This is a genomic window from Bradyrhizobium sp. CCBAU 51765 (genome assembly GCF_015291725.1).
GTDB classification, from domain to species: Bacteria; Pseudomonadota; Alphaproteobacteria; order Rhizobiales; family Xanthobacteraceae; genus Bradyrhizobium; species Bradyrhizobium liaoningense.
The window spans coordinates 1,536,009-1,551,694 of record NZ_CP030038.1 but is presented as its reverse complement, the minus strand read 5'-3'; the positions used below and the strand labels follow the sequence as shown (position 1 = coordinate 1,551,694).

The 15,686-nt window shown below is 66.7% G+C and carries 15 protein-coding genes; 7 read left to right on the top strand and 8 right to left on the bottom strand.

What is annotated here, in order from left to right:
• Nucleotides 1–49 precede the first annotated feature (49 nt).
• Together XH96_RS07275 and XH96_RS07270 are read right to left on the bottom strand one after the other, a co-directional pair.
• A complete protein-coding gene (locus XH96_RS07275; RefSeq protein WP_194391791.1) occupies nucleotides 50–1,141 on the bottom strand; it encodes a S1C family serine protease in 1,092 nt (363 codons plus the stop codon).
• Nucleotides 1,142–1,312: 171 nt separating this feature from the next.
• Nucleotides 1,313–2,188, bottom strand: coding sequence for a dihydrodipicolinate synthase family protein (locus XH96_RS07270; protein ID WP_194391789.1), 876 nt, complete (start codon nucleotides 2,186–2,188; stop codon nucleotides 1,313–1,315).
• Nucleotides 2,189–2,350: 162 nt separating this feature from the next.
• Here XH96_RS07270 and XH96_RS07265 point away from each other — a divergent pair, with 162 nt between their 5' ends.
• Nucleotides 2,351–3,499 (top strand): diguanylate cyclase domain-containing protein, encoded by a 1,149-nt coding sequence (locus XH96_RS07265; RefSeq protein WP_371739995.1) that lies wholly within the window; start codon nucleotides 2,351–2,353, stop codon nucleotides 3,497–3,499.
• Between the two features lie 15 nt (nucleotides 3,500–3,514).
• Here the strand turns inward: XH96_RS07265 and XH96_RS07260 are convergent, their stop codons facing one another.
• A complete protein-coding gene (locus XH96_RS07260) occupies nucleotides 3,515–4,480 on the bottom strand; it encodes a VOC family protein (protein ID WP_194391777.1) in 966 nt (321 codons plus the stop codon).
• Nucleotides 4,481–4,663: 183 nt separating this feature from the next.
• On the opposite strand from XH96_RS07260, the gene XH96_RS07255 reads away from it, so the two are divergent.
• Both XH96_RS07255 and XH96_RS07250 read left to right on the top strand, forming a co-directional pair.
• On the top strand, nucleotides 4,664–5,530 hold the full coding sequence (locus tag XH96_RS07255; RefSeq protein ID WP_194391776.1) for a S1C family serine protease: 867 nt from the start codon (nucleotides 4,664–4,666) through the stop codon (nucleotides 5,528–5,530).
• The gene (locus tag XH96_RS07250) at nucleotides 5,527–5,898 is read left to right on the top strand and encodes a response regulator transcription factor (protein WP_194391774.1); all 372 of its coding nucleotides are present in this window, start codon (nucleotides 5,527–5,529) and stop codon (nucleotides 5,896–5,898) included. Before XH96_RS07255 ends, XH96_RS07250 begins: the two co-directional genes overlap by 4 nt.
• A 12-nt stretch (nucleotides 5,899–5,910) precedes the next feature.
• Here XH96_RS07250 and XH96_RS07245 read toward each other — a convergent pair whose 3' ends face one another.
• From XH96_RS07245 to XH96_RS07230, 4 genes are all read right to left on the bottom strand, one after another.
• Nucleotides 5,911–6,987 (bottom strand): HAMP domain-containing sensor histidine kinase, encoded by a 1,077-nt coding sequence (locus XH96_RS07245; RefSeq protein ID WP_194391772.1) that lies wholly within the window; start codon nucleotides 6,985–6,987, stop codon nucleotides 5,911–5,913.
• Nucleotides 6,974–7,666, bottom strand: a complete 693-nt coding sequence (locus XH96_RS07240) for a response regulator transcription factor (RefSeq protein WP_194391770.1) — start codon at nucleotides 7,664–7,666, stop codon at nucleotides 6,974–6,976. Before XH96_RS07240 ends, XH96_RS07245 begins: the two co-directional genes overlap by 14 nt.
• A 100-nt stretch (nucleotides 7,667–7,766) precedes the next feature.
• The gene (locus XH96_RS07235; RefSeq protein WP_194391769.1) at nucleotides 7,767–8,231 is read right to left on the bottom strand and encodes a hypothetical protein; all 465 of its coding nucleotides are present in this window, start codon (nucleotides 8,229–8,231) and stop codon (nucleotides 7,767–7,769) included.
• A gap of 269 nt (nucleotides 8,232–8,500) precedes the next feature.
• Nucleotides 8,501–10,837 (bottom strand): Tex family protein, encoded by a 2,337-nt coding sequence (locus XH96_RS07230; protein WP_194391767.1) that lies wholly within the window; start codon nucleotides 10,835–10,837, stop codon nucleotides 8,501–8,503.
• Nucleotides 10,838–11,118: 281 nt separating this feature from the next.
• Between XH96_RS07230 and XH96_RS07225 the strand changes: the two genes are divergently transcribed.
• Nucleotides 11,119–12,231 (top strand): ring-opening amidohydrolase, encoded by a 1,113-nt coding sequence (locus XH96_RS07225; RefSeq protein WP_194391766.1) that lies wholly within the window; start codon nucleotides 11,119–11,121, stop codon nucleotides 12,229–12,231.
• 131 nt (nucleotides 12,232–12,362) lie between these two features.
• Nucleotides 12,363–13,832 (top strand): amidase, encoded by a 1,470-nt coding sequence (locus XH96_RS07220; protein ID WP_194391764.1) that lies wholly within the window; start codon nucleotides 12,363–12,365, stop codon nucleotides 13,830–13,832.
• 39 nt (nucleotides 13,833–13,871) lie between these two features.
• On the opposite strand, the gene XH96_RS07215 is transcribed toward XH96_RS07220, so the two are convergent.
• Nucleotides 13,872–14,192 (bottom strand): hypothetical protein, encoded by a 321-nt coding sequence (locus tag XH96_RS07215; RefSeq protein WP_061878930.1) that lies wholly within the window; start codon nucleotides 14,190–14,192, stop codon nucleotides 13,872–13,874.
• A gap of 143 nt (nucleotides 14,193–14,335) precedes the next feature.
• Between XH96_RS07215 and XH96_RS07210 the strand changes: the two genes are divergently transcribed.
• Both XH96_RS07210 and XH96_RS07205 read left to right on the top strand, forming a co-directional pair.
• Nucleotides 14,336–15,244: a PaaI family thioesterase gene (locus tag XH96_RS07210; protein WP_194391762.1), complete on the top strand. Its 909-nt coding sequence runs from the start codon at nucleotides 14,336–14,338 to the stop codon at nucleotides 15,242–15,244.
• A gap of 66 nt (nucleotides 15,245–15,310) precedes the next feature.
• The gene (locus XH96_RS07205) at nucleotides 15,311–15,676 is read left to right on the top strand and encodes a hypothetical protein (protein ID WP_194391761.1); all 366 of its coding nucleotides are present in this window, start codon (nucleotides 15,311–15,313) and stop codon (nucleotides 15,674–15,676) included.
• Nucleotides 15,677–15,686: the final 10 nt, after the last annotated feature.

Below are 15,686 nucleotides of genomic sequence, written 5' to 3'. Positions count from 1 at the left end.
CACATCTGCAATGCGCGTCAGAGCCCCTTTGCTGGCGCGAATCGGCCGGCTAGGACCTATCGATGTCGATGATGCCCATATTCACGTCACGGGTGTCCGAGCCCCGCTTGACGGTGAGGCGAACGGTCTTGCCAGCGCCGGCCTGTTCGAGCGCATCGGTCAGGTCGGAGAGGCGACGCACCGGCTTGCCCTCGACCGCGGTGATGATGTCTCCGACCGCTCCAGTCGAAAAATTGACACCGCGGATTCCCGCCCGCTCGGCAGGGCTGCCGGGGGCCGTCCGCACCACGATCACCCCTTCGACGCCAAGCCGGGTCGAAACGTCCTCGCCGGCGGCCACGATGCCGATGCCAGGTGTCGGCACGCGACCGTTGCGAATGAGCTCGGGCACAATCCGGTTCACGACGTCGACCGGGACCGCGAAGCCGATGCCGGCGTTCGAACCCGAGGGCGATATGATCGCCGTCGTGACGCCGATCAGCCGGCCGGCAGAGTCGAGCAACGGTCCGCCCGAATTGCCGGGGTTGATCGCGGCATCGGTCTGAATGACATTGGCAATCTCCCGGCCGCCATGGGTCGGAAGCCTGCGCTTGAGCGCGCTGATAATGCCGCTCGTCATCGATTGATCCAGTCCGAAGGGATTGCCGATCGCGAAGGCGGATTGCCCGACCTTCAGGTCGCTCGAACTGCCGAGAGCCACCGGCGGTGGAAGCTCGCGCACGCTGCGGATCCGCAGCACCGCAAGATCGTAATTGGGAGCCGTGCCGACGAGGTCGACCTGGGCCACCTCTCCCGAGGCAAAGCGCACGGCGATCTCGCCGCCACTGGCGACGACGTGATTGTTCGTCACGAGATGCCCGTCGCGATCCCATACGAATCCCGTGCCGGAAGAGCCGCCCTGGCCTTCCTCGCCCATGAGAGGATTGGCCGCGGATTTCACCGCCACCTGGACGACCGAAGGAGACACGCGCTCGAAGATTTCGATGGTCGCCTTTTCGCCATCGGACAGCGGACCGCGCTGCTCGACCGCGCGTGCGGAGGGCGCCGCCCATGGGACGGGGACATGCAGGATCTTCGCGGCAGTGACGGCAAGCAGCAGGGCGGCGAAGGCTGCCGCGGCAATCGCATAGCGACGATTCATCGGTGACCACCGTCTCCAGTGCTGAATGCGGCCTTGGGATGCATATGCATGGGGTGACAGATCCGGCTTACGCAGCAACGTCGCAAACGAACGGAAGTTTCCCGGTTGAGCAGGTAAGGGCTTTTCCGGTTCATGCACGGGTGCCGGGGCATATTGCCGCGTGCCAAACAGCTAGGTCAGCTCGCGCAGCGCCGTTTCCACGACCTTCCTTGCCTCGGCCGTGAGCGGCGCCTGCGGCGGGACGGGATCGCCGACGTCGTAGCCCTGGATCGAAAGCCCCGCCTTGATGCAAGCGGCGAGGTTGAAGCGGGCGAAGGCTTCGTTGATGCGCCACAGCCGGCGCTGCAGCGCCATGGCCTCGTCCCACCGTCCGGCCTTGCAGAACTCGTAGAGTGCGACGCTCTGGCGCGGAATGATGCAGGCCGGTCCCGCCATCCAGCCGCGGCCGCCGATCAGCATCACTGCGGCGGGGATATGGGCCGAGGCGGAGAAGACCCGCAAGGCATCGCCGCAGCGGTTCATGATCGAGAGCAGCCGGCCGGTATTGGTCGAGGCATCCTTGATGTAGCCGATGCGCGGATGTTCGGCGAGGCGCGCAATGACGTCGAGGGTGAGATCGGAACGCTGAAATTGTGGGTTAGTGTAGATGACGACGGGAATGTCCACGGCATCGGCGATGGCGCGGAAGTAGGATTCGACCTGGGCATCGGCGAGTGGGAAATAGGCTTCCAGGATCGCCAGGATGCCAGCGGCGCCGAGCCCCTGGCAGGTCCTTGCCTGCGCCACCGCATCCGCCGTCGAGGTGGAGGCGACGCCGGCAACGACGGGCACGCGGCCCCGCGCGGCCTCGATCGTGGTCTGCACGATCGCCGTGCGTTGCTCGGCGTTGAGATAGGCGAATTCTCCGGTCGAGCCCAGCGGCGTCAGGCCGTGCACGCCGGCGCCGATCAGGTCGTCGCAGAGCTTTGCGAGCACGCTGGTCCGCACCGTGCCGTCGGCATCGATGGGCGAGACGAGATAGGGAAAGACACCGTGGAATTCGGACATGTCAGGTGCATTCGGGACATCAGGCCGCCATGGCGCGCCTCAATCGCTGCTAACACGGTGCAAAACCGCCAGCAAGCCTGTGCATTGACGACTTTTTAAGGACGTTGCGCAGCAACGATCATCCCGTGTCCCTTCCCTACCCCTTATTAGGAACAAGCAGGGATGGTGCCGGCCATGACTCTGACAATGTTGTCCAGATTCCTGCATCCCGATCCGCGCATCCGGCGCGAACTCGTGGATCTCCTGTACACGTCGCTTCCGCAGGTGTCCGCCATTGGCGTCACGTCGGTGACCGGCGCAGCCGCGCTGACGCTGATGAGCGGCGATACCGGCTATGCCGTGATCTCGGTCTTCATCTTCATCACGGCCGCAGCCCGCATCGCCTCCCTGTTCCGCTACAAGTCGCGCGCTGCGCAATTCTCCGATGCCGACGTGATCCGCTGGGAAGGGCTCTACGGCGCCGGCGCGTCCGCCTTCGGCCTTGCGCTGGGCATGTTGTCTTACCGCGCGCTCCAGCTCGACGACGGACCTGGCGCCTGGATCGCATTCGGCCTTTCGATGTCCTTCTGCGTCGGCATGGTCTCGCGCGCGGCGATCCGACCCTGGATCATCCTGACCACCGCCGCGGTGCTGTTGATGCCGACCATCCTGGCTGGCCTGCTGCATCCCGAGTTCGCCTACAAGCTCGGCGCGATCATGCTGGTGTTCTTCTGGCTCACATTGCGCGAAGCGTCGAAACATCTCAGCGCCGCCTTCGTCGAGCGGCTCGAAGCAAAGCACCGGCTGGCGCGCCAGGCGACCCACGATTTCCTGACGGGACTGCCCAACCGCGCCGCGTTCTTCCAGGCGCTGGCGGAGACGCTCGGAAACTTCGCGATCATCGCCATCGACCTCGACGGCTTCAAGCCGGTCAACGATCGTCACGGCCATCACGTTGGCGACGATCTGTTGCGCCAGGTGGCGGAGCGGCTGTCGGCCTGCATCGGCGGGACCGGACTTGCCGCGCGCTTCGGCGGCGACGAGTTCATGATACTCAAGCCGGTTACCGCCGGGGAAGACGGCCGCGAGGAAGCGCTCGCCCTGGCGCGCCGGGCCATTCTCGATCTTTCAATCCCGTTCCTGCTGACCGACATTCCGGTCCGCATCGGCGCGAGCGCAGGAATTCTCGTCAGCGCCGGCGCTGCAACCGCCGGTGCAACGGCGCAGCTTCTCGAGCAGGTCGACCGCGCCCTCTACGCAGCCAAACGTGCCGGAGGCAGCCGTTGCGCGTGGGCGGATGAGGACCTCCGCCTCGAACGCGCAGCAGGCTGAAGCTGCCGTCTTCGATCACGCCTTGAGCAGCCGCACCCGCGTGCCCCATGGATCGATCGCCTCCACACCATTCGCAAGCGTGGTGAGCTGCGCACCGCCCTTGCGCAAGCGCTCCTCCTGTGCGGCGAGAATGTCCTGCTTCGCCGTCACCAGCGAGAACCATGCAAGGCCCGTGGTGGCATCGTCGCGCCGGCCCGCGCCCTGGCTCTGCCAGACATTCATGCCGAGGTGATGGTGATAACGGCCCGACGACAGGAACGCGGCGCCGCTGCGCTTGCGCGTCGGATCAAGGCCGATCGTGCCGTGATAGAAGCTCTCGGCCTGCGCGAGATCGCCGACGCGCAGATGCATGTGGCCGACGCGCAAGCCGTCCGGCGCCCTGGCATAGTCGGCGACGCGTGGATTGGTCAGCGACAGCAGGTCGGGGATGTTGAGCTCGTCGGTCGCCATCTTGACGCTGCCCTCGCTCCATTGCCATTGCGAGGGATCGCGGTCGGCATAGACCTCGATGCCGTTGCCCTCGGGGTCGTCGAGATAGACGGACTCGCTGACGAGGTGATCGGCAAAACCCGACAGCGGCACGCGATGCGAGGCGGCATGCACCAGCCAGCGCGCGAGGTCTTTTCGCGTCGGCATCAGGAAGGCGGTGTGGTAGAGGCCGGCGGCATTGCGCGGCTCGATTTCCGCATCGGGACGGGCCTCCAGCGCCAGCAGCGCTATGCCGGCCGTGCCGAACTTCGCGGCGGTCGCCGAACGCTCCATCACGGCAAGCCCGATCACGTCGCGGTAGTAGTCCGCAACCTTGTCGAGATTCTTCACCCGCAGCGTCACCATGCCGACCCGCATCGGCGTGCGGCTGGCAAAGGTCGGCCCGCCGCCTTGAGGAACGCCCTCGGCGCGCGCCGCGGCTGCAGCCGCCATCGCGAGCGAGGTTGCACCGGCGAGTTGCAGCAGGGTGCGGCGGGTGAGATCGATGGTCATCGGTCAGGGCTCGTTCAAAACGGTTGAGGCCATGCGGCGCAATATCGGCCGATTGCTACACGTTCCCGTGAGCGGGTCCCAATCACATGTTCGTCGGCCGCGCGGAGGGAAGTCCTGGCCACCCGGCCAGTTTCGCATGCGCCCGCGATATCCCAGATTGAGGACAGCTTACAGGAGCCTGCCATGACCGCCCCTACTCCCCTGTCTTCCCTGTCGTCCGCCCTCGCGGACATGGTGGCGCGCACGGCGCCGTCCGTCGTCTCCGTACATTCGCACCGCTCCCGAGCCACCGGCTTCGCCTGGAAACCCGGCCTGATCGTCACGGCCGACGAGGCACTGGCGGACGAGGGCGCGGTCGAGATCGGCCTTGCCGACGGAAGCACCGCGGCCGCCACGATCGCCGGCCGCGACCATACGACTGACATCGCGCTGCTGCGCGTCGATGCCGACGTCGCGCCGGTCAAGCTCGCCGCGACGGTCCCGCCGCTGGGCGCCTTGTCGGTGGTAGTCGCCACCAATCGCGAGACGCCGAGCGCCGCGCTCGGGATGGTGTCGGCATCCGGCGAGAGCTGGCGCTCCTTGCGCGGCGGCGACATCGATGCGCGCATCGAGCTCGACGTCCGCCTGCGCGGCAGCCAGCAGGGCGGCCTCGCGCTCGATGCATCGGGCGAAGCCTTCGGCATGGCCGTGCTCGGACCGCGGCGCGTCCTGGTGATCCCGACGGCGACGATCGAGCGCGTCGCGGCGCAACTGGAGGCGCGCGGCCGCATCGCGCGGGGATATCTCGGCCTCGGGCTCCAGCCGATACGGCTCGACGACGGCATCGGCGCCATGGTGATGAATGTCGACAAGGCCGGCCCCTCGGCCGCGGCCGGCATCCGCCAGGGCGACGTGATCGTCGCGGTCAACGACCAGAAGCTGTCCGGAGTGCGGGCGCTGGCGCAAACGCTCGGACCTTCGAGCGTCGGCACGGTGGTCGATGTCGCGGTGCGCCGCGGCGGCGAGCCGGCCAGCTTCAGGGTCACGGTCGCCGAGAGGCCGGAGGCGTGAGCGAGGACAAGACGGCCGAGATCGTGCTTGCGCTGGAGATCGACGACCCCGCCCTCGCCGATCGCCTGACGGCGCTGCTCGGCAATATCCCGGGACTTCGTCTGGCTGCGCCTGGCGAGCCGGCGGCCGCGGCGATCGTCGCACGCGATCCGCGCATCATGCCCGAGGACATCGCGTTGACGCAGCGCGAGCTCGACGTGCTGGCGCTGATGGCGGAAGGCGCCTCGAACAAGATGATCGCGCGTCAGCTCGGCATCTCCGTGCACACCGTGAAGTTCCATGTCGGCTCGCTGCTCGACAAGCTGGACGCGACCGGCCGCACCGATGCAGTCGCGCACGCCGCGCGTCGCGGCGTGATCGAGCTTTGACGCCGCCCAGCCTCACGGCACTGTCGCCGCCGGGAAGCTGAGCTGGACCGTCAGGCCCGGCGCATTGTCATGCAGCGCGATCTCGGCGCCATGAAGGTGCGCAACCGCGGCGGCGAGGCTGAGGCCGAGGCCATTGCCCGGCGTGTAGCGGCTCCGTTCGAGCCGGTAGAAGCGCTTGAAGACGTGATCGCGCTGCTCGGCGGGAATGCCCGGACCGTCGTCGGCAATCGTGATCACCGCAGCGCCATCGGCTCTGCGGCAGGTCACGGTCACCTGCCCGCCCTTGCAGCCGTGCTTGATCGCGTTGTCGACGAGATTGGCAATGGCGTCGAACAGCAGGTCGCGGTCGCCCGTGATCGCCACGTCGCGTTCTCCGGCAAGGCTGAGCTTCGTAGCAACCTGCTCGGCGGCGGCATCGTAGAGCTCGACGACCTCTCCGGCGATCTCGGCGAGATCGAGCGCGCGGAAGGCGCCGGTGCGGGCGCGGGTCTCGATCTCGGAGATCCGGGTGATGGAAGTGAACATGCCGAGCACGGCATCGAGATCGGCGATGGTATCCCCGATCAGCGCGGCGTCGGTCTCGCTGTTGCGTGGGGCGTGATAGGCCTTCTCCAACCGGCCGCGCATGCGCGTCAGCGGCGTCCGCAGATCGTGCGCGACGTTGTCGCTGACCTGCTTGACCTCGCCCATCAGCGTCTCGATACGGTCGAGCATCTGGTTGAGGTTTTCGGCGACACGGTCCCACTCGTCGTTGCTGCCGCGCAAGGGGATACGCTGGTCGAGTCCGGAGAGCATGATGGCGCGGCTGGTGGCGTTGATCTGTTCGATCCGCCCGACCGTGCGCCGCGTCACCAGCACGGCCGCGAGCCCGGCCAGCACCAGCAGCAGCATGGCGACCGCGACCATCGCGAGCTCGATCATGCCGGTGAAGCCGTCATGATCGACGGCCCCGCCGAGTCGGCGCTCGACGTAGGCGAGCGTCCCGAAATAGACGTAGGCCATGATGGCCGCGACGATCAACCCGAACGCCGCGATCGCGATCAGCGCGAGGCGGAAGGTCGAGGAGCGAAGGGTCTTAGCCAGGAGCACGGAGGCAATATCCGATGCCGCGGATGGTATGGATCAGCGGATAGTCCTGGGCATCGTCGACCTTGCGACGAACGCGCCCCACATAGACATCGATGATATTGGTCGACGGATCGAAATGCAGGTCCCAGACGTGCTGAAGCAGCATCGCGCGAGATACGACGCGGCCCTCGTTGCGGACGAGATATTCGAGCAGCTGGAATTCGCGCGGCAGCAGCGGAATCTTCCGGCCGCGGCGGGAGGCGCTGCGCGCGATCAGGTCGATCGCAAGATCGCCGACGCGCAGAAGCGTCTCCTTGGCGATGGTCTCGCTGCGGCGGCCGAGTGCTTCGAGCCGCGCCAGCAATTCGGTGAATGAGAACGGCTTGACGAGATAATCGTCGCCACCGGCGCGCAGTCCTCGCACGCGGTCGTCGACTTCGCCGAGCGCGGAGATGATCAGGAACGGCGCGGCGACGCCCTCGTCGCGCAACTGTCGCATCACGCTGATGCCGTCGATATCGGGCAGCATGCGGTCGATGGTGATCACGGCATAGTCACGCGCGGCGCCGTGGCTCAGGGCTTCGCGGCCATTGGCTGCGAGGTCGACGTCGTAGCCCGAGACCGTCAGCTCGTCGACGAGCTGACCTGCGGTTTCCGGATCGTCCTCGACGACCAGGATGCGACGGTGACCTCCGCTCATGACAAGCTCCGCGCGACGATCGCCACCAGACTATCCCGTTCCGGGGCTGAGCGGAACCACCCGGTGGCGATCGCGACAATGGTGCGGTACGGCGATGCGACTACCAGTAGTCTCCGCACACATTGACCCATTGCCATCCATAGGGCGTCCAGCTCCTGCTCCAGCAGCCGTCATTGTAGCCGGCGTAGAAATAGGGCGCGCCGAAGACGGCGAAACGACGGAAGCGATTGTGATGGAAGAAGGCGTGGCGGCCGATGAAGGGACGGCCGGCAAAGCGCGACCCGATCGCGGCATGCGCGAAGCGAGCGCCACCGAAGCCCGGTCCGCCGGCAAAGCGTGCGCCGCCAAAGCCGCCGGCTCGCATCCCGCCGAAGCCGCCAGCGTGCATGCCGCCGCCGAAATGCCCACCACCGCCAAAGCCGCCATGGCCGCCGCCGCCGAAGCCGCCACCGCCGTGGCCACCGCCACCGCCACCGCCACCGCCACGGGCGAGCACCGGTGAAGCGAGCGCCATCGCGGCAGCGACCGTCACCGCGGTGAAGCCTTTGAGAAGCCTGTTGTTCATCGAAGCATCCTCCTTGCAGTGCGGCGATCTCGGCGCCGCACGAGGATGATCAGATGAAAGGAAGGGAGGGGCACCTTCAACTTACAAACGCGCCAGATTCTGACACGGGTGTCAGGGAGGCGGAGCGCCCGTCTCTCCTCATCATTGCGAGGAGCCCTTGCGACGAAGCAATCCAGACTGTTCCCACGGAGACGGCCTGGATTGCTTCGCTACGCTCGCAATGACGTGGATAGACCTCTCCCCGCAAAGAGCGGGGAGAGGTTAAGAGGTCACACCCGCTTGCCGCCACTCTTCTCCGCCGCTCGGCGCAGCGCCTCGGCGAGAGCACCGCCGCCCGAAGACTCCTGCTTGCGCGGAGCCGACGAGGTCATGCGGGCGGGATTGCGTGAGCTGTTGTCGCGCTGCATGCCGGGGGCATCCTTCTTCGCGCCGACCTCGTCGTCGAGGCGCAGCGTCAGCGAGATGCGCTTGCGGGCGACCTCGAAGTCCAGCACCTTCACCTTGACGATATCGCCCGGCTTCACCACCTCGCGCGGATCCTTGATGTAGGTCTTGGACATCGCCGAGATGTGCACGAGGCCGTCCTGATGCACCCCGATGTCGACGAAGGCGCCGAAGGCGGCGACGTTGGTGACGGTGCCCTCGAGGATCATGCCCTTTTTGAGGTCCTTGATCTCCTCGACGCCCTCCTTGAACACCGCGGCCTTGAACGCGGGGCGCGGGTCGCGGCCTGGCTTTTCCAGCTCGCGCAGGATGTCGGTGACGGTCGGCAGACCAAACGTCTCGTCGACGAAATCCTTCGGCTTGAGGGTACGCACGATATCGCTGCTGCCGATCAGCGCCTTGATGTCGCTCTTGGTTGCCGCGAGAATCCGGCGCACCACCGGATAGGCTTCCGGATGCACGCCGGAGGCGTCGAGCGGGTCCTCGCCGCCGAGGATACGCAAGAAGCCCGCACACTGCTCGAATGCCTTAGGCCCGAGCCGCGGCACGTCCTTCAGCGCCTTGCGCGACTTGAACGGGCCGTTGGCGTCGCGGTGCGCCACGATACTCTGCGCAAGGCCCGAGCCGACGCCCGACACGCGAGCAAGCAGCGGCGCGGAGGCAGTGTTGACGTCGACGCCGACAGCGTTCACGCAGTCTTCGACCACCGCATCGAGCGATTTGGCGAGCTTGGCCTGGCCGAGGTCGTGCTGATACTGACCGACGCCGATCGCCTTGGGTTCGATCTTGACGAGCTCGGCCAGCGGGTCCTGCAGGCGCCGCGCGATCGAGACCGCACCGCGCAGGGTGACGTCGAGGCCGGGCAATTCCTCCGAGGCGAAAGCCGAGGCCGAATAGACCGACGCGCCGGCTTCCGACACGACGATCTTGGTCATCTTCAATTCGGGCAGGCCCTTGACGAGGTCCGCGGCGAGCTTGTCGGTCTCGCGCGAGGCGGTGCCGTTGCCGATTGCGATCAGCTCGACACGATGCTTCAGCGCGAGCCGCCCGAGGGTCGCCAGCGACTCGTTCCACTGCCGCTGCGGCTCGTGCGGATAGATCGCGATGGTGTCGACGACCTTGCCGGTCGCGTCGACGACCGCGACCTTGACGCCGGTGCGGTAGCCGGGATCGAGCCCCATGGTGACGCGGGTGCCTGCGGGCGCGGCCAGCAAGAGGTCGCGCAGGTTCGAGGCGAACACGCGCACGGCCTCGGTCTCGGCCGAATTCCACAGCCGCATGCGCAGGTCGATGTTGAGATGCACCTGGATCTTGGTGCGCCAGGCCCAGCGCACGGTGTCGACCAGCCAGCGGTCGCCGGGTCGCTTGAGGTCGGCGATGCCGAACCGCTTCATGATCTTCAGTTCATAGGCGCTCGGCACGCCCGGAGGCGGCGCCTCCGCCTCGGCCTGGATCTGAAGATCGAGGATCTCTTCCTTCTCGCCGCGGAACATCGCGAGAATACGGTGCGATGGCAGCTTGGTCAGCGGCTCGGAGAAATCGAAATAGTCGGCGAACTTCTCGCCCTCGGTCTTCTTGCCGTCGCGCACCTTGGAGGCCATGCGCGCGTTGGTCCACATCTCCTCGCGCAACGCGCCGATGAGGTCGGCGTCCTCGTCGAAACGCTCGACCAGGATGGCGCGGGCGCCGTCGAGCGCGGCGGCTGCATCCGCAACGCCCTTCTCGGCGTTGACGAAGCCTTCTGCCACGACCTTCGGATCGTTGCCGGGTTCGGCCAGCAACTGATGGGCGAGCGGCTCGAGGCCGGCTTCCTTGGCAACTTCCGCCTTGGTGCGGCGCTTCGGCTTGAAAGGGAGATAGATGTCCTCGAGGCGCGCCTTGCTGTCGGCGGCCATGATCGTGGCTTCGAGGGCTGCATCGAGCTTGCCCTGCTCGCGGACCGATTCGAGGATGGCCTTGCGGCGGTCCTCGAGCTCGCGCAGGTAGACCAGGCGCTCCTCCAGGGTGCGCAACTGCGCGTCGTCGAGCGCACCGGTCGCTTCCTTGCGGTAGCGGGCGATGAAGGGAACCGTGGCGCCGCCGTCGAGCAGCGTCACCGCCGCCTCGACCTGCTCGGCGCGAACCCCAAGCTCCTGCGCAATTTTGTGGTTGATATTTGCCACGCGAGATTCCCTCTATCAAAGCACGCGACGCAGGGCGAAAAGCACCAGCCGCGGGACGCCGCTTATGGACCAACCGAGGTTGATTCATCAAGGTGCGGCGCGCAACCGTCGACAGAGGATTTTTTGCCGGATCGATGCGATCTCGCCACATTCGTGGGGACGCGCGGCTTCTCTCCTGCGTCGCGGCAGACCGGGATCGCCGATCCGTCATCCGGCTTGACAGGAGCCGCCGTTCAGCGGCTGTTTGCTCCGCCGGGCCCCTGAACTCCACAAGGACAGTCATGCGTACAACATCGGTCGGCGTCTTCAGGATCGCCACCACGGGCCCCGGCGACGTCTCCGGTCTCATGGCCATGATCGGTTCGGGCGCGATCGACCCGCGCGAGATCCTGGCGATCCTCGGCAAGACCGAGGGCAATGGCGGCGTCAACGATTTCACGCGGGAATACGCCGTCAGCGCGCTGTGCGCGGCGCTGGCACCCCACCTCGACCTGCCGCCGCACGAGGTCGAGCAGCGTATCGCCTTCGTGATGTCCGGCGGCACCGAGGGCGTGCTCAGCCCGCACATCACGGTGTTCACGCGCCGAGCCGTCGACGCCCGTCCGGTAGGCCCCACCGGCAAGCGGCTGAGCATCGGCATGGCGCAGACACGGGATTTCCTGCCCGAGGAGCTCGGCCGCTCCGCGCAGATCATGGAGACGGCGAAAGCCGTGAAGGCCGCGATGGCGGATGCCAGCATCAATGATCCCGCCGACATCCATTTCGTGCAGATCAAGTGCCCGCTGCTCACCAGCGATCGCATCGCGGCGGCAGCGGCGCGCGGCAACAAGACAGCGACGACCAGCGCCTACGCCTCGATGGCCTATTCCCGCGGCGCCTCCGCGCTCGGCGTCGCCGTCGCGCTCGGCGAGATTGCAGCCGATCTCCGCGATGAGGACGTGCTGCGGCGCCATGATCTGTTCTCGTCCGTGGCCTCCACCTCATCAGGCATCGAGCTGATGCACAACGTCGTCATCGTGCTCGGCAACTCGGCGGCATCGGTGAGCGAGTTCGAGATCGGTCATGCCGTGATGAACGACGCCATCGACGCCGCCGCGGTGACCGCGGCGCTGGAAAGCGTCGGACTCCGCATTGCGCCGCTGGCAACGAAGGGCCGCGAGATCGTCAACATCTTCGCCAAGGCGGAGGCCTCGCCTGATGGCAGCGTGCGCGGCTTTCGCCACACCATGCTGGAAGACACCGACATCAGCTCGACACGCCACGCCCGTGCAGCGGTCGGCGGCCTGATCGCTGGCCTTGCCGGCACCGGGGCGGTCTACGTGTCCGGTGGCGCCGAGCACCAGGGTCCGCCGGGCGGCGGGCCGGTTGCAGCGATTGCACGACTGTCGGATTGATACGACCCGGCATCTTCCGGGACTTGCGACCTGTCCGCCCCACGCAACCCTGCCCCTCGCGCCGGCTCGGTTGATTCGGACCGTTCCTTGCGAAAGGAAGATAGCTGCTATCCAAGAGGATTTTTGACGTCATGACTTTGCCGATGAGCTGGAATGAATGGGCGCAGCACGATGGAGTCGCGCTGGCGGGGCGCGTCCGCAAGGGCGAGCTGACGGCGAAGGAATTGGCGCGGCAGGCTGCGGCCGGCGTTGCCAAGGTCAATCCGGCACTGTCGGGCGTGGTCGAGCTGTTCGAGGACGTGATCGCCGACCCCGCCAAGGACGGCGCCAATCTCGCCGGCCCGTTCGCCGGCCTGCCCTTCCTGATGAAAGACCTCGGGCCGACCATGAAGGGACGGCTCCAGGAGATGGGCTCGCTGCTGATGCGCGGCAATCGCGCCAGCGCGGACACGTTCCTGACCGGAAAATTCCGCCATGCCGGACTGAACCTGATCGGACGCACCACGACGCCGGAATTCGGCGTGTGCAGTTCCGCCGACAATCCCGCCGTCTACGTCACGCGCAATCCCTGGAATACCGACTACACCACCTGCGGCTCGTCCGCAGGCAGCGCGGCGATGGTCGCCGCGGGCGTGGTGCCGATCGCGCATGCGACCGACGGTGGCGGCTCGATTCGCATTCCCGCCGGCGTCAATGGCAATATCGGGCTGAAGGTCTCGCGCGGCGTGTTCTCGCTCGCCCCGCACATGTCCGATCTCACCGGGCTCGTCTCGATCCAGGGCTGCCAGTCGCGCTCGGTGCGCGACACCGCCACCTTCGTCGACCATGCCCGCGGACCGGCACCCGGCGAGTTCATGCCGTTCTGGACCACGGCGCAGCCCTATTGCGAGATGATCAAGCGCGACCCGTCAAAGCTTCGCATCGCGGTGTCGCACACATGGGGCGACTATACCGCCACGCCGGAGATCGCCGCGGAGCTGGAGAAGGCCGGCCGCTTCCTCGAAGGCCTCGGCCATCACGTCGACTACGCGCTGCCCGAGGTCGATTTCCGTGCCGCGTTCGCGGCACAGACCACCTGCTACATCTCGAATTTCGCGGTGGTGATCTCCAATATGCTCGCTGCGCGCGGGCTGGAAAAACCGCCGGAAGATCTGATCGAACCCATGAACATCCGCATCTGGGAGGCCGGCCGGCACACGAGCTTCGCCGAGCGGGCGAAGATGCAGGGCGTGTTCAACACGACCTCGCGCGGCTTCGGCGCCTTCTTCGAGCAGTGGGACGTGATCCTGACGCCGATCACGGCGCTGCCGACGCCGAAGGTCGGCACCAGGGAATACCTCACCATCTCCGACAATCCGGACGTGCTCGACTGGTTCGGCAATCTCTGGCGCAACTTCGCCTTCACGCCGCTCGCCAATCTCTGCGGCATGCCGGCGATCTCGATGCCGATGGCAACCCAGGAGCACGGCCTGCCGCTCGGCATCCAGGCCATCGCCAAGCAGGCCAATGACGGCCTCCTGCTGCAACTCGCCGCCCAGATCGAGCGTGCGCTCGACGGCAAGTGGAACGGCGGCAAGACCGCGAAGGTGCATGTGAGCTGACGGGCTGCGATCGCAGCAACATGCGATCGCGCTCCTGCCTCAGTTCTTCACCGCCGGTATTTCCTCCGGGCGCGGCTGCTGCTGGCCCTGCTGGTACATCGCGAGTGCCTTGTCGAGCGCTTCGCGCAGCGCCAGCGCCGCGGCCACGCTGCAACGCAGGTGCGCGGTCTGGACAACGTCGACCCTGACGGCGGCGCCGACCGGCATAAGGAGGTTTGCGGCGAGCTCGATCTGGATCGCGCCGTTGTGGTGACCAAAGCAGGATGCGCCGTCGAAATAGATGATCGGCGCCCGCTCCGAGCTCGAGGTGGAAATCGTGACGGGCCCCTGATTGGTGCCGGGTGTCTCGGGGTCGGTCATGGGCGCTCCTTGCGGGCATTGGACGAACGAAACGCCCACCATCGTTGCTTTGGCCCGCCCTGTCGAGGCCAAACCGCCCCCGGCAGGGAGCAAGGCACAATCGGGGTTTTGCGCGGCGGCGGGCACTGGTCTAGAACAGCGCCATGTCCACTCTCCCTGTCACGCTCCCGTTCGAGGAACTCGCTGAAGCCATCAAGGGCCGCCGCTCCGATTACGGCGACATCAGCGGGCTCCAGCTCGACCGCTTCGCGCCCGCCGAGGCCTGGTCCAGCCTGCCCTACCGGCCCGTCTTCGTCGGCGACACCGAGACCGGCGTGCTGCATGGCGGCGTCGTCACGGCGATGCTGGACGAGAGCTGCGGCATGGCCGTGCAACTCGCGCTCGACGGCACGCGCGCGATCGCAACCCTGGACTTGCGCATCGACTACCAGAAGCCGGCGACGCCTGGCCTCGACATCAAGGCCCATTCGGTCTGCTACCGCACCACGCGCTCGATTGCCTTCGTACGGTCCACCGCCTATCAGGAATCCGAGGACGATCCGGTCGCGACCGCCACCGCCTGCTTCATGATCGGCGCCAACCGCACCAACATGCTCGCGGACCGCAGGATGGATTCGCGCAGCATTCCGACGCTGGAGGCGCCGGAGGATTCGGATGGGCCGTTTGCGCGCAGCCCGTTCGCGCGCTGTCTCGGCATCCTCGTCAACGACGACGGCACGCTGACGATGCCGTTCTCGCCGAAGATCATCGGCAATCCGATCCTGCCCGCGATCCATGGCGGCATGACCGGCGCCTTCCTGGAGACCACCGCGATCGTCGGGGTGGCGCGCGAGCTCGGCGCTGCGGCGCCGCCCAAGCCGATCGGCCTCACCGTCAACTATCTGCGCTCCGGCCGTGCCCTCGACACGTTCGCCGACGTCTCGATCGTGAAGCAGGGCCGGCGAATCGTGGCCTTCGAGGCGCGGGCCTGGCAGGACGATGCGACCAAGCCGATCGCCACCGCTTTCGGTCACTTCATGCTGCGCCCGACGCCGGGAAGTGATGAGGAATAGCGCATTTTAACTTGACGGCCGAAGTTCCGGCCCCAACGATAGCGCGTCTCCGCGAGAGGTATTGGATTGCGGCATCCGCTCGACATCGTCGCCATGTTCGCCGCGCTCTGGCTGCTGGCATCGATGGTGCTCGACGCGCTGACGCCGAAGGAGTTGACGGCGGTCATGATCGCGGTCGCCATCGGTCCCGCGATCATCATCACCGCCGTGTTCTATTACCTGCGCTGCCCGCGCACGGACTTTGCGGTCATGTTCGCAGCGCTGTGGCTGATCTCGGATATTGCGATTGCTTTCGTCTCAGCGAAGGCGCTGCCGCATTTCCTGATCGCGCTCGGCTTTGTGCCGGCGCTGCTGGTCGGCATCGCGCTGCACTGGCAGCGCTTCCAGCGCCGCCATGAGCGGTTGCCTCTGCCAGCGGTGAAGCGGGGCTAGCGCGAATGGC